This is a genomic window from Burkholderia sp. NLJ2, assembly GCF_049487195.1.
In the GTDB taxonomy this organism is placed as follows: Bacteria; Pseudomonadota; Gammaproteobacteria; order Burkholderiales; family Burkholderiaceae; genus Burkholderia; species Burkholderia pyrrocinia.
The window spans coordinates 1,860,155-1,873,199 of the sequence record NZ_CP137808.1 but is presented as its reverse complement, the minus strand read 5'-3'; the positions used below and the strand labels follow the sequence as shown (position 1 = coordinate 1,873,199).

12 protein-coding genes are annotated in these 13,045 nt (G+C 69.5%); 2 read left to right on the top strand and 10 right to left on the bottom strand.

Going from position 1 to position 13,045, the window contains the following annotated elements; all coding sequences use genetic code 11:
* Positions 1–48: 48 nt before the first annotated feature.
* The 4 genes from R9B84_RS08555 to R9B84_RS08540 form a co-directional block, all read right to left on the bottom strand.
* Positions 49–792, bottom strand: a complete 744-nt coding sequence (locus tag R9B84_RS08555; protein ID WP_423757638.1) for an IclR family transcriptional regulator — start codon at positions 790–792, stop codon at positions 49–51.
* 52 nt (positions 793–844) lie between these two features.
* Positions 845–2,011 carry an acyl-CoA dehydrogenase family protein gene (locus R9B84_RS08550; RefSeq protein ID WP_152864030.1) on the bottom strand — a complete coding sequence of 389 codons (1,167 nt, stop codon included), beginning with the start codon at positions 2,009–2,011 and terminating at the stop codon, positions 845–847.
* A 127-nt stretch (positions 2,012–2,138) separates the two neighbouring features.
* Positions 2,139–3,440: a CitMHS family transporter gene (locus R9B84_RS08545; RefSeq protein ID WP_423757637.1), complete on the bottom strand. Its 1,302-nt coding sequence runs from the start codon at positions 3,438–3,440 to the stop codon at positions 2,139–2,141.
* A 127-nt stretch (positions 3,441–3,567) separates the two neighbouring features.
* Complete coding sequence (locus R9B84_RS08540) at positions 3,568–4,731, bottom strand: CaiB/BaiF CoA transferase family protein (protein ID WP_423757636.1); 1,164 nt, start codon at positions 4,729–4,731, stop codon at positions 3,568–3,570.
* A gap of 275 nt (positions 4,732–5,006) precedes the next feature.
* Between R9B84_RS08540 and R9B84_RS08535 the strand changes: the two genes are divergently transcribed.
* Positions 5,007–5,231, top strand: a complete 225-nt coding sequence (locus tag R9B84_RS08535) for a hypothetical protein (RefSeq protein WP_423757635.1) — start codon at positions 5,007–5,009, stop codon at positions 5,229–5,231.
* A gap of 150 nt (positions 5,232–5,381) precedes the next feature.
* Positions 5,382–5,804, top strand: a complete 423-nt coding sequence (locus R9B84_RS08530; RefSeq protein ID WP_423757634.1) for an NUDIX hydrolase — start codon at positions 5,382–5,384, stop codon at positions 5,802–5,804.
* A gap of 21 nt (positions 5,805–5,825) precedes the next feature.
* Here the strand turns inward: R9B84_RS08530 and R9B84_RS08525 are convergent, their stop codons facing one another.
* The 6 genes from R9B84_RS08525 to cobN form a co-directional block, all read right to left on the bottom strand.
* Positions 5,826–6,152: a low molecular weight protein tyrosine phosphatase family protein gene (locus tag R9B84_RS08525; protein WP_423757633.1), complete on the bottom strand. Its 327-nt coding sequence runs from the start codon at positions 6,150–6,152 to the stop codon at positions 5,826–5,828.
* Positions 6,153–6,191: 39 nt separating this feature from the next.
* Positions 6,192–6,764 (bottom strand): DUF1993 domain-containing protein, encoded by a 573-nt coding sequence (locus R9B84_RS08520; protein ID WP_423757632.1) that lies wholly within the window; start codon positions 6,762–6,764, stop codon positions 6,192–6,194.
* Positions 6,765–6,936: 172 nt separating this feature from the next.
* Positions 6,937–7,389, bottom strand: coding sequence for a YaiI/YqxD family protein (locus tag R9B84_RS08515; protein ID WP_047900659.1), 453 nt, complete (start codon positions 7,387–7,389; stop codon positions 6,937–6,939).
* Positions 7,390–7,471: 82 nt separating this feature from the next.
* The gene (locus tag R9B84_RS08510) at positions 7,472–8,080 is read right to left on the bottom strand and encodes a vWA domain-containing protein (protein ID WP_423757631.1); all 609 of its coding nucleotides are present in this window, start codon (positions 8,078–8,080) and stop codon (positions 7,472–7,474) included.
* A 68-nt stretch (positions 8,081–8,148) separates the two neighbouring features.
* Complete coding sequence (locus R9B84_RS08505; protein ID WP_423757630.1) at positions 8,149–9,234, bottom strand: ATP-binding protein; 1,086 nt, start codon at positions 9,232–9,234, stop codon at positions 8,149–8,151.
* Positions 9,231–13,040: a cobaltochelatase subunit CobN gene (gene cobN / locus R9B84_RS08500; RefSeq protein ID WP_423757629.1), complete on the bottom strand. Its 3,810-nt coding sequence runs from the start codon at positions 13,038–13,040 to the stop codon at positions 9,231–9,233. Before cobN ends, R9B84_RS08505 begins: the two co-directional genes overlap by 4 nt.
* Positions 13,041–13,045: the final 5 nt, after the last annotated feature.

The following is a 13,045-nucleotide window of genomic DNA, read 5'->3' as shown; positions in this document are numbered from 1 at the left end:
GGAACACCCGGAACACAAGGCCGCTGCCGGCCGTCGCGCATCGCTGCCCTACCCGCGCGCGTGCTCGGCCAGCAGCCGCGCCTTCGCGTCGACGAGCAGCGCCGCATGCATGTCGCGATGCTGGCGGATCCGCTCGGTCGGCCCGACGACCGACAGACCGTACCAGTCGCCGTCGAGCGTCAGCGCGACCGCGATCGCCGACAGCTCGGGCGCGCTTTCGCCGAAGTTCTCGGCCCAGCCGAGTTCGCGAAACCGCGCGGTTTGCGCAACGAGCGCCGGCAGGTCCGCCACCGTCGCGTCGGTGAAGCGCTCGAACGGCAACTGCGCGCCGAGCGCCTGCTGCGCATCGTCGGCGAGTTCCGCGAAGATCGCCTTGCCGATCGAATTCGCGTGCAGCGGGCGCAGTTCGCCCGGCTGGCGCGTATAGCGGATCGCCTGCTCCGACTCGACGACGTCGAGGTAGGTCACCGACGGCCCCTGGATCTTGCCGAGCACGGCCGTCTCGCGGCTCGCGTCGCGCAGCGCGACGAGATGCGGATGGACGATGTCGACGACGGGATCGGTCGCGTCGATCGCGGCGGCGATCGTCTGCAGGCGCCGCGTCGGGTAGTAGCCGCCGCGCTTGCGCACTTCGTACAGGTAGCCGCGGCTCACGAGCGTGCGCGCCATCGCGAGGCAGCTCGACGCCGGCACATTGAGCAGGCGCGCGAGTTCGGTGAGCGGCAGCGGCCGCCGTTCGGCGGCGAACAGCTCGAACAGGTCGAGCGTGCGGGCAACGAGTTTGACGTCCATGACGAGCGCTTGATTCGAAACGGGAAACCGCGCGCCGGCGGGCTGCCGCGCGTCAGTACGACTTCGGCAGCCCGAGCACCTTCTCCGCGATGTAGCACAGGATCAGTTGCGGACTCACGGGCGCGAGCCTCGGAATCATACACTCGCGCAGGTAGCGCTCGACATGGTATTCCTTCGCGTAGCCCATCCCGCCGTGCGTCGCGATCGCCGTCTGGCAGGCCTGGAACGCGGCTTCCGCGCCGAGGTATTTCGCCGCGTTCGCCTCCGCGCCGCACGACTGCCCTGCGTCGTAGCGCGTCGCGGCCTTCATCACCATCAGCCACGCGGCCTCGAGTTGCATCCACGCCAGCGCGAGCGGATGCTGGATCGACTGGTTCTGCCCGATCGGCCGGCCGAACACGACGCGCTCGCACGCATACTGCGTCGCGCGGCGCAGCGCGGCCTGCCCGAGTCCGATCGCCTCCGCGGCGATCAGGATCCGTTCGGGATTCAGCCCGTGCAGCAGATAGCGAAAGCCGTCGCCTTCGTTGCCGATCAGGTCGTCGCGCGACACGCGCAGGTTGTCGATGAACAGCATGTTCGAATCGACGGCCTTGCGGCCCATCTTCTCGATCTCGCGCACCTCGACGCGCGAACGGTCGAGATCGGTATAGAACAGGCTCAGCCCGTCGGTCGGCTTCGCGACCTGGTCGAGCGGCGTCGTGCGCGCGATGATCAGCATCTTGTTCGCGACCTGTGCGGTCGAGATCCAGATCTTGCGCCCGCTCAGCACGTAGTGATCGCCGTCGCGGCGCGCCTGCGTGGTCAGGTGCGTGGTGTCGAGGCCCGCGTCGGGTTCCGTCACCGCGAAGCAAGCCTTGTCGCGCCCGGCGATCAGCGGCGGCAGGAAGCGCGCCTTCTGCGCGTCGTTGCCGAACACCTGCACCGGGTTCAGCCCGAAGATGTTCATGTGGACGGCCGACGCGCCGGACAGGCCGGCGCCCGACGCGCTGATCGTGCGCATCATCAGCGCGGCCTCGGTCATCCCGAGCCCGGCGCCGCCGTGGGCCGGGTCCATCGCGATGCCGAGCCAGCCGGCCTCGGCGAGCGCCGCGTGGAAATCGGCCGGAAACCCGCCCGCGCGATCGCGTTCGAGCCAGTAGTCGTCGCCGAAGCGCGCGCAGATTTTCTCGATCGCGCTTTCGATCGCGCGCTGGTCGTCGGTCAGGTCGAACTGCATGGACTGCTCTCCCGGAAAAGGTGAACGGCCGCGCCGTTCTCAAGAAAACGCCGAGCCGCCCCGAGATATCCGCCCCGAAGGAAGTTACCTCGGAGAGCCTGGCGCGAAGCGACGGGCCTGCGGGCGCTCATAACGGAAACACGCCCGTCGCGACCGCGGCGAAGACCATCAGCACGGTGGCAGCGAACAGGAACGGAATCGTGAATTTCTGGTGTTCGGCGAGCTCGACGCCGGTCAGGCCGACGATCAGGAACGTCGCAGGCGTGAGCGGGCTCACCGGGAAGCCCGTTGTCATCTGGCCAAGCAGCGCGGCCTGCGCCATCTGGATCGGCGGCACGCCGAGCAGCTTGCCGCTTTCCGCGAGCACCGGCAGCACGCCGAAGTAGAACGAATCGGGATCGAACAGCAGGCTGAGCGGCATCGACAACAGCCCGAGCACGAACGGCATGTGGCGCGCATGCTCGATCGGCACATGGGCGACGACGACTTCCGCCATCGCCTTCAGCATCCCGGTGCCGGACATGATGCCGGTGAACGCGCCGGCCGCGAGCAGCACGCTCGCCATCATCAGCGCGGCCTTCGCATGCGCATCGATCCGCTCGCGCTGGGCCTGCACGTCCGGGTAGTTGATCACGAGCGCGGCGACCGTGCCGAGCATGAACATCACCATCGGGTCGACGATGCCCGACACCAGCGTGACGAGCACGACGAGCGTCAGCGCGAGATTGATGCGGAAGCGGTCCGGCCGGCGCAGCGCGCGTTCGGCGTCGGTCAGCTCGCGCGGTGCGACCGCGAGCGACGCCGCGCCGGCGCGATCGAGCCCGAGCCGTTTCGCCTCGCGCGCGCCGAGTACGTACGCGGTGCCGAACACGAACACGAGCCCGACGATCTGCACCGGAATCATCGGCATGAAGATCGTCGAGCCGGGAATGTGCAGCGCCGCGGACGCGCGCAGCATCGGCCCGACCCACGGCAGGAAGTTGACGCCGGCCGCCATCGATGCAACGCACGCGAGGATGCGTCGATCCATCCCGAGCCGCGTATAGAGCGGCATCATCGCGGGCAGCGTGACGAGAAACGTGACGGCGCCCGAGCCGTCGAGATGGATCAGCAGCGCGAGCAGCGCCGAGCCCATCACGATGCGCGGCGGATGGCAGCCGATCACGCGCAGCACGCCCGCGATGATCGGGTCGAGCATTCCCGCGTCGGTGAGGATTCCGAAAAATAGAATCGCAAAAACGAACATCCCGGCGATCGGGCCGATGTTCTGTACGCCGTGCACGATGAACTTGCCGGTCGTCAACCCGAAACCGGCCGCAAGCGACGCGGCCACCGGCACGACGATCAGCGCCAAGAGCGGCGACAGCCGCTTCGTGATGATCAGGCCGAACAGCGCGACGATGGCGATCGCGCCGATCCATGCGAGCATGATGCGTCTCCTCTTCAGCCGGTGCATCCGTGCGCGGGCCGGCGTGGTGTTCGAATGTCGTGTGCGACCCGCGCGGCCGTGTGTCGCCGTCGGGCGCACGGCACGGGGGCGCCGGCCGCGATGCCGGTCAGTCCCGGCGGGTGTCGCTGTCGTTATCGGCGCTGGCAAAAACCTGCGCCGCATGTTCGTTCAGCGCGGGCGGCGGCCGCCGGTACGTGGCCGGCGTGCGGCCGAGCTTGATCGGCGACGCGATGCCGCGATGCCGGCCCAGCTCGACCTTCATCCCCCGATGCGCGACATGCGGGTGGTCGAGCGCCGCGTCGAGCCCGAGCACGGGCGCGCACGGCACGCCGCGGCGCATCAGTTGCTCGGCGAGCGCCGCGCCGTCGTGTCCGGCCAGTGCCGTTTCGAGCAGCACGCGCAGTGCGGCGCGGTTCGCGCTGCGCGCGCGGTTGTCCGCGAAACGCGGATCGCCGGGCCACTCGCGCGTGCCGAGCACGTCGCACAGCGCCGCGAACTGCCCGTTGTTGCCGACCGCCAGAAAGATGTCGACGGTGGCCGTCGGAAAGCTGTCGTACGGCGTGATGTTCGGATGCGCGTTGCCGGTGCGCACGGGCGCGTTGCCCGAATGGAAGTAGTTCGGCGTATGCGGATGCAGGATCGACAGCGCGCAGTCGAACAGCGTCGCTTCGACGAACTGGCCGCGGCCGCTCGCATCGCGCTCGCGCAGCGCCATCAGCACGCCGAGCGCCGCGTTCAGCCCGGTGACCAGGTCGACGATCGGCACGCCGACACGCAGCGGCGCGCCGCCGGCTTCGCCGTTTACGCTCATCAGCCCCGCGAGCGCCTGCACGGCCGCGTCGTAGCCGGGCAGCCCGCCGAGCGGGCCGTCCGCGCCGAAGCCCGATACGCGGCAATAGACGAGGCGAGGGAACCGCGCATGCAGCGCGTCGAAACCGAGCCCCCAGCGCTCCATCGTGCCGATCTTGAAGTTCTCGACGACTGCATCGGCATGTTCGAGCAGGCCGAGCAGCCGCTCGCGGTCGTCCGGTTGCGACAGGTCGAGCGCGACGCCGAGCTTGTTGCGGTTCACGCCGAGGAAGTACGACGCGGTGTCGCCGTCGAACGGCGGGCCCCATGTGCGCGTCTCGTCGCCGGACGGCGGTTCGACCTTGATCACTTCCGCGCCGTGATCGGCGAGGATCTGCGTCGCGTACGGGCCGCCCAGCACCCGCGACAGATCGACGATGCGCAATCCCGCCAGCGCGCCCTGCTGCTCCCGTTCCGCCATGCGTCTCGCTCCTGGTTCCGGTTGATCGGACTGCCGGTTCCGGCGGCCGGCGCCTGCGGCGCGACTTTCCGGATTCGGCAAATAATTCTTGTGTGTGAATTTATATTCACACTCAGGAATTATGTTGTCAAGCCCGGATGCACCCGGCCGACGCGCGGATAACGCCGCTGGACGCAAGTTGGGACGAAACCGAACACGGGCCGGTTGCCGCGTCGCCCCGCCGTTCGTTAAGCTGACGAAAATCGTTCATCTCGAAAAAATCAGGCGGAATATTCATGAAACGGATCTTGCTGGCAGCCTTCATGCTGGCGTCGACGCTGGGCGTCGGACACGCGCAAACCCAGACTTTCCATTTCGGCGAAGGACAGACGGGGACCCCGGACGCACGGCCCGCGCCCGCGCACCGGCACGCGCCGCCGCCTCACCGGCGCGCCGTCCACAAGCGCCGCCAGCCGCGCCACGCGAAGCCGACGCGCAACGGGATCTACACGCACGCGTAACCCGGCGCGGGCGGCGCCTGGCCGTGCACGGAACTGTCACGAACGGCCGGTAAGATCGCTGCGGCAGTCTGCATGCCATCGCGGCCCGCTGCCGGATCACGCACCGCCTACGCGCCATTTCTCCACGATTCAGCACCTGTTTTGCCGAACATGAGTACCGGGCCGGATACCCTCGCCGTCATCAAGGAACGCGCCACGATCGTGTGCCGCCAGCGCAGCAGCGTGCTGCTGGTCGCCCGCACCGCGTCGCGCTGGTCGCTGCCGGGCGGTACGATCCGGCGCGGCGAGACGCCGCTCGAGGCCGCGCAGCGGGAGCTCGCGGAGGAAACGCGGCTCGAGGGGCTTGCGCTCGACTACGCGGTGCAATTCGGCGGATTGACGAAGCTGCATCACGTGTTCGTGGCCGACGTGCCGGCGCACCTGACGCCGCGCGCGAGCAACGAGATCGCCCGCTGCAAGTGGTTCACCGTCGACCGGCTCGACACGCTCCGTGCGAGCGTGCCGACGCGCAAGATCATCGAGCTGCTGCGCCTCGACTGTTTTTCAGCGATGGAGAACGGCCCGCTGCGCTGACGCCGATGTCGGTTGCGGCGGTCACGCGCGCAGGAACGGGCCGGCCTTGCGTTCGAGCAGCGCGACGAGTTCGGGCTGCATGAACGCGTAACGGTCGGGGATGTCGAGGCAGACGATCTTCTTGTGCTTCAGGTGAGCGCCGAATTGCGCCGACAACCTCGCCTTGTGCGCGCGCTCCATCACGAAGACGATGTCGGCCCAATCGAGTTGCTCGGCGCACAGCCGCGTATCCGCGTCGGGCGCGAGGCCCGCGGAGTCGGTTTCGACGCCCGGCCACGCGGCGAATACCGCTTCGGCCGTCGGGCTGCGCAGCCGGTTGCGGCTGCAGATGAACAGTGCCCGCGTCATGCCGCTTCGCGGCCAGTTGGCCCGCTCACCACTTACCACTTACCCTTGCGGAATCGTGCCGGGCCGCACGTACGCGAGCATGTGCGGCACGTAGTCGGCCTTGCCGAGTTCGACGCCGTGATGGCGCAGGATCGCGTACGCGGCGATCGCGTGGAAGTAGAACTGCGGCAGCGCCCAGTCGCGCGCGTATTGTTCGCCCGTCATGTCGAACGCGACTCCGTTCGGCATGTCGAGCGCGATCGGCTGCGCGGCGCCGCCATCGAGCGCATCCGGTGCGAGTTCGCCGAGAAACGCGAGCGTGCCCGCGATGATCGCCTGCGCATCGCTCAGCGAGCCGGGCTGCGCATCCGCATTCCATCCGGCTTCGCGCAATGCCAGCAGCGCATCCGGCAGCGGCTCGCCGCGCAGCCGGTAGACCGGCTCCATCGCCTGGAAGCACGAGAAGCGCACCTGTGCGGCAAGCGGATACATGTCGGCCGCCAGCTTCAGTGCCATCGCCGCATCGGGCTCGTCGCCCGCGGCCTGCCGGTGCGCGACAGCCTTGTCGAGCCACGCGGACTGTGCGCGCAGCATATGGGTAAACGTCGGAACGAGAAGTTGGGTCGGTGACACGCGTGCGCTCCTGTGTAGTGGTTCGCGCCACGATAGCAGCGTCGGCGAAAACCTGCATCCCGACCAGGGTGACGCACACGATCCGATGCGGACCCGGCGCATGGCCGAGTGGCGCGTGCGAGCGTTTCCGCATGCGGGACCATCGATGGCGGATGGCCACCGACACACGGCGTCACGGCTTGCCGTGTCGCGCCAGGAACCGGTCGAGTTGCGACGCAAACGTCTTGCCGTCGCGCGCGCTGAACGGCGCCGGCCCGCCCGTGTCGATGCCCGCGCTGCGCAACTGATCCATCATCGCGCGCGTCGACAGGCGTTCCTCGATGTTCTCGCGGCTGAACCAGTTGCCGCGCGGGTCGAGCGCGTGCGCGCCCTTGTCGAGGACGGCGGCAGCCAGCGGGATGTCGGCGGTGATCACGAGGTCGCCGGCCTCGGCCAGCTCGACGATGCGCGCGTCAGCGACGTCGAAGCCGGCCGGCACCTGCACCGCCTTGATGAACGGCGACGGCGGCGTGCGCAAAAACTGGTTCGCGACCAGCGTCACGCAGATTTCGGCACGACGCGCGGCGCGAAACAGCATGTCCTTGATGACGGCGGGACACGCATCGGCATCGACCAGTACTTGCATGGCGGGTTTTCCAAAGGGGAGAAGCAGAAGCGGCGATCATATCGCACCGTCGGCCATGGCCTTGCGCCGGCACGCGGCCCGATCAGCCTGCGAGGTCCGTGCAAAGCGCATCGGCCATCACCCACTGCGCACCCCACGCATCGGCCAGTCGTGCGCCCTGCCCGATCCGCACGGCCGCATCGTCGAAGTCGACGAACACGACGTGATCGGCCGCCGCGGGTTTCGCCGGCATCTCGCGCGTGCGCCCGTCGGACAGCACCCATAACCAGCGCTGCTTGTCGGGCGTGCGCCGCGCATCGCGCGCGAGCAGGTTCGCGGCGGCCGCGATGCCGTCGGCAAGCGGCGTGCCGCCGCCGCCGTCGACCGGTTCGAGCCAGCGCGCATTCCACCAGCGCGGCACGGCCGGGCCGAAGCGCCGCGCGGCGCCGTTGCCGCCGAAGCAGATCAGTGCGGTTTCGGCGCGGTCGCGCGCCGCGCGATCGAAATACGCGACGATCAACCCCTTCGCCAGCGCGAGCCGATCGTGCGACAGCATCGACGCCGAACAATCGAGCACGAAGCAATGCAGCGCGTTCGGCGTGCCGGCCCGTTTCCGGAAGCGCAGATGGCCGTGGTGCAGCGAATCGCCGCGTTTCGCGGCGAGCGTCGCCGGCCACGCAACGGCCGTGCCGGCACGCACCGTGCCCGGCACGCGCACAGTTGCGCCTGATTGCCATCGAGGACCGCGAACGGCGTTCGCGGCGGCGTCTGCTCGATGGCTCAGCGTTTTTTTAGCGGCAGCGGCACGACGCTTTTCACGTCGCGCAGGCCAGCGGGTTCGGGCGGCAGGTAGCCCCAGTCGCCCTGCGGTGCCGTGGTGTCGTTCCTTGTCGCTCCCGGTTGGTCATCGGGCTGCCGGCGCGCATCCGGCGGCGAACGATCGTTGCGATCGTCACGTTCGCCGCCCGGCTGCGACGCGCCGGACGATGGCGGCGTACCCGCATGGCGCCGGTGCCGCAGCACTGCTTCGGCCACGCGTTCCACATGCGAGACCGTCACCGCATCGGCCTGTTCCAGCGCGGCGAGCGCGCGCGCGGCGCGCAGCATCACGAGATCGGCGCGCAGCCCGTCGACGGCCGCGTCGATGCATAGCGCGCTGACGCGCGCATGCACCGCATCGTCGAAATCGAGCATCGCCAACCGCGCTCGCGCCGCATGAATCCGCTCGCCGAGTTCGCGCTGCGCGGATGCATGACGTGCGCGGAACGCATCCGGATCGAGATCGAATGCAAGCCGCGCCTTCACGATCCGCTCGCGCTGCGCGGCATCGAAACAGTTCTCGAGCTCGACCATCAGCCCGAAGCGGTCGAGCAACTGCGGGCGCAGCTCGCCCTCCTCGGGATTCATCGTGCCGACCAGCACGAAGCGCGCGTCGTGCGCATGCGATACGCCATCGCGCTCGACGATGTTCACGCCGCTCGCGGCGACGTCGAGCAGCGTATCGACGAGGCCGTCGGCGAGCAGGTTCACTTCGTCGACATACAACACGCCGAGATGCGCGCGAGCCAGCAGGCCCGGCCGGAAACGCACGCCGTTTTCGGCCAGCGCATGCGCAAGATCGAGCGTGCCCGTCACCTGTTCGTCGCTCGCCGACAGCGGCAGCGTGACGAACTGCCCTTCGGGCAGCAGCTCCGCGAGGCCGCGCGCGGCGGTCGATTTCGCGGTGCCGCGCGGCCCGCTCACCAGCACGCCGCCGAGCGACGGATCGATCGCGGCGAGCAGCAGCGCCTGCTGCAATGCGTCCTGCGCGACGAGCGCCGCAAACGGAAAGACCGCGCGGGCGAGGTGCATCGTCGGATCGGTCATCGCCGTCCCCCTTCCCGGAGTTGTTCGCTTGCGAGCCAGACCGCTTCGATCCGTTCGCGATAGTCGCCCGGCTGCTGCCACAGGCCGCGCTGCATCGCCTCGACGAAACGTTCGCAGATGCCGTGCAGCGCCTTCGGGTTGTGCCGTTCGACGAATGCGCGCGTGTCGTCGTCGAACAGGTAGGCGTCGGCGACGAGCGCGTACTGGTGGTCGGACAGCACGCGCGCGGTCGCGTCATAGCCGTACAGGTAGTCGACGGTCGCGGCCAGCTCGGCCGCGCCCTTGTAACCATGGCGCTTCACGCCGTCGAGCCATTTCGGGTTGACGACGCGCGAACGGATCACGCGCGCGATCTCCTCGCGCAGCGTGCGCATCTTCGGCGCGACCGGGTTCGCATGGTCGCCGTGATAGATGCTCGGCTGCTGCCCGGACAGGTGCCGCACGGCCGCCGTCATCCCGCCCTGGAACTGGTAGTAGTCGTTCGAATCGAGGATGTCGTGCTCGCGGCTGTCCTGGTTCTGCACGACGACGTCGATCGTCGCCAGCCGCTCGCCGAACACGTCGGGCGCGGCGTCGCCCGCGCTGTTCTGTGCGTAAGCATGGCCGCCCCACTGGCGGTATGCCTCCGCGAGATCGGCGTCGCCCTGCCAGCGGCGCTGGTCGATCAGGTCCTGCAGGCCCGCGCCGTAGCTGCCCGGCCGCGCGCCGAACACGCGCCAGCCGGCGCGGCGCCGCGCTTCGTCGGGCGGCACGCCCTGCGCGATCCATTTCGCGCGTTCGCGCTCGATGCGTGCGCGGATCGGGTTCAGCTCCTCGGGTTCGTCGAGTGCCGCGACGGCCTGCACAGCCGCGTCGAACAGGTGCATCAGGTTCGGGAACGCGTCGCGGAAGAAGCCCGACACGCGCAGCGTCACGTCGATGCGCGGCCGATCGAAAATCTCGATCGGCAGGATCTCGAAGTCGGTCACGCGATGGCTGCCGTGCGCCCATTTCGGCCGCACGCCGAGCAGCGCGAACGCCTGCGCGATGTCGTCGCCGCCCGTGCGCATCGTCGCCGTGCCCCACACGGACAGGCCGATCGCGCGCGGATAGTCGCCGTGATCCTGCAGATGCCGCTCGATCAGTTGCTGCGCGGATTTCAGGCCGAGCGACCACGCGGCCTGCGTCGGCACCGCGCGCGTGTCGACCGAGTAGAAGTTGCGGCCGGTCGGCAGCACGTCGGGACGGCCGCGCGACGGCGAGCCGCTCGGCCCCGGCGGCACGAAGCGGCCGTCGAGCCCGCGCAGCAGCTGGCGCATTTCCTCGCCGCCGCATGCGTCGAGCGCGGGCATCAGCGTCGAGCGGACACGTTCGATCACCGCGAGCGTATGCGGCCATTCGCCGGGCGGCGTCGCGTCGGTGCCGGGGTTGCCGCCGGCGGCTGCGCACAGCCCGTCGAGCCATTGCTGCGCGAGCCGTTCGAGCCGCTCGCGCGTATCGCCCGCATGACGCCACGGCGATGCGTCGAGCGCCTGCAGGATCGCCGGCCGCGGGCCGGCCCACGGCGCGGCCCAGTCGGCCGACAGCGGATCGAAATCGTCGCCGGGCATCAGGTCGCGCGCGAGCGCGCCGATCAGCCCCGCGCGTGCGCCCTTGCCGTCGCCGACCGGAAAGCGCGCGAGCGCGAGCAGCGTGTCGCGCCGCTGACGACCGGCCGGCGATACGCCGAACACATGCAGCCCGTCGCGAATCTGCGCTTCCTTCAGTTCGCACAGCCATGCGTCGACGCGCGTCAGCAGCGCATCCTCGTCGCCCGCGTCGCGCGGCGGCGATACGCTCAGTTCGTCGTGCAGCCGGTGTTCGGCGATCGTCGCGAGAATCGTCTTCCTCAGCAGCTTCGCACGCCGCGCATCGACCATCAGCGCTTCGTAGTATTCGTCGACCTGCCGCTCGAGATCCTGCAGCGGGCCGTAGTTTTCCGCGCGCGTGAGCGGCGGCATCAGGTGATCGACGATCACCGCCTGCGCGCGCCGCTTCGCCTGGCTGCCCTCGCCCGGATCGTTGACGATGAACGGATACAGATGCGGCAGCGGCCCGAGCGTCAGGTCGGGCCAGCACGCGTCGGACAGCGCGACGCTCTTGCCCGGCAGCCATTCGAGGTTGCCGTGCTTGCCGAGATGGATGATCGCGTCGATGCGATACGCATCGCGCAGCCAGAAATAGAACGCGAGATACGCATGCGGCGGCACGAGATCCGCGTCGTGGTAGCTCGCGTAGTCGTTCTCGTCGCGCGAGCGCGACGGCTGGATCCCGACGAACACGTTGCCCGCGCGCCAGCCCGCGATAGTGAAACGCCCGTGGCGCAGCGTCGGATCGGCTTCGGGCGGGCCCCAGCGCGCGTTCAGCGCGTCGCGCACGGCCGCCGGCAGCCGCGCGAAACGCGCGACGTAATCGGCCAGCGCGAAACTCTGGAACGCCGGGCGCAGCGCATGCACGGCCGCGTCGTTGGTCACGCCTTCGGTGAGCCGCGCGATCAGCGCGTCGCCGTCGGGCGGCAGGTCGGCCAGCGCGTAACCCGCGTCGCGCAGCGCCGCGAGCACGCGCAGCGCGGACGCCGGCGTGTCGAGCCCGACGCCGTTGCCGATCCGCCCTTCGCTTTGCGGATAGTTCGCGAGGATCAGCGCGACGCGCTTGCTCGCGTTGTCGAGCGTGCGCAGCCGGCACCAGCCGCGCGCGAGCGCCGCGACGAACGCGATCCGCTCCGCGTCCGGCTGGTAGCGCACGACGTCGACCTCGGTATGCGGGCAGCGATACGCGAGCCCCTTGAAACTCACCGCGCGCGTGACGATGCGCCCGTCGACCTCGGGCAGCGCGATATGCATCGCGATGTCGCGCGCGTGCAGGCCCTGGTTGTCGGCGACCCACGCGTCGCGATTGCCGCCGGACAGGATCACCTGCAGCACCGGCGCGTCGCCGGCGAGCACGTCCGGCTCGGCGGCATCGATCGCGCCGGCCGCGAACGCGGTCGTGTTCAGCACGAGCGCGACGCCGTGCGTGTCGCACAGCTGCGTGATGACCTCGCGGCTCACCGCGTCCTTCAGCGATGTCACCGCGATCGGCAGCGGATTCAGCCCTTCCTGAACGAGCGCGTCGGCCAGCGCATCGAACACGGCCGTGTTCGCGGCCTGCCAGTGCGCGCGATAGAACAGGATCGCGACGACCGGCGCGCCGGGCGTCCAGCGCGGCCGCCAGTCGTCGACGCTCGCGCGGTCGCGCGCCGGGTGATACAGCGCGGCGGCCGGCAGCGGGCGCGGCAGCTCGGGTTCGTCGCCGAAGCCGAGCGTATGGAATGCGATGCTGCGCAGCAGCGCCTCGGCGTTGTGCACGCCGCCTTCGCGCAGGTAGCGCCACCACATCCGGCACAGGTCCGGCGCGACCGTGCTTTTCGCGACGAGGTTCGGATCTTCCTGCAGGTCGCCCGAGAACATCGCGAGCTGCTGGGCGCGCTTCGACGCAAGCGACACGGCCTGCTCGATCCCGTACGGCCAGTACGCTTCGCCGCCGAGATGATCGATCACGACCGTCTTCGCGTGGCGCAGCACGTCGTCGACATAGAAATCGACGGACGCCGGCTGCCGCAGGAACGTGACGTTCGCGAGCCGCACGCTCGGGAAGCCGGCCGGCAATTGCGGCACGACGCTCGCGAGCAGCGACAGCGTCGTGTCGGCCGAACTCAGGATCACGATGTCGGCCGGTTGCTGGTCGATCCGGACGACACCCTGCGTATCGTCGACGAAGCCGCCCGGCGTGGTGCGCAGCAGATGCATCGTGC

What these genes read in the sequence shown, in the direction of transcription:
- cobN (WP_423757629.1), bottom strand. Translation starts at nt 13,040, where the DNA reads ATGCATCTGCTGCGCACCACGCCGGGCGGCTTCGTCGACGATACGCAG.
- R9B84_RS08525 (WP_423757633.1), bottom strand. Translation starts at nt 6,152, where the DNA reads ATGACGCGGGCACTGTTCATCTGCAGCCGCAACCGGCTGCGCAGCCCG.
- R9B84_RS08555 (WP_423757638.1), bottom strand. Translation starts at nt 792, where the DNA reads ATGGACGTCAAACTCGTTGCCCGCACGCTCGACCTGTTCGAGCTGTTC.
- R9B84_RS08535 (WP_423757635.1), top strand. Translation starts at nt 5,007, where the DNA reads ATGAAACGGATCTTGCTGGCAGCCTTCATGCTGGCGTCGACGCTGGGC.
- R9B84_RS08550 (WP_152864030.1), bottom strand. Translation starts at nt 2,011, where the DNA reads ATGCAGTTCGACCTGACCGACGACCAGCGCGCGATCGAAAGCGCGATC.
- R9B84_RS08540 (WP_423757636.1), bottom strand. Translation starts at nt 4,731, where the DNA reads ATGGCGGAACGGGAGCAGCAGGGCGCGCTGGCGGGATTGCGCATCGTC.
- R9B84_RS08530 (WP_423757634.1), top strand. Translation starts at nt 5,382, where the DNA reads ATGAGTACCGGGCCGGATACCCTCGCCGTCATCAAGGAACGCGCCACG.
- R9B84_RS08515 (WP_047900659.1), bottom strand. Translation starts at nt 7,389, where the DNA reads ATGCAAGTACTGGTCGATGCCGATGCGTGTCCCGCCGTCATCAAGGAC.
- R9B84_RS08545 (WP_423757637.1), bottom strand. Translation starts at nt 3,440, where the DNA reads ATGCTCGCATGGATCGGCGCGATCGCCATCGTCGCGCTGTTCGGCCTG.
- R9B84_RS08505 (WP_423757630.1), bottom strand. Translation starts at nt 9,234, where the DNA reads ATGACCGATCCGACGATGCACCTCGCCCGCGCGGTCTTTCCGTTTGCG.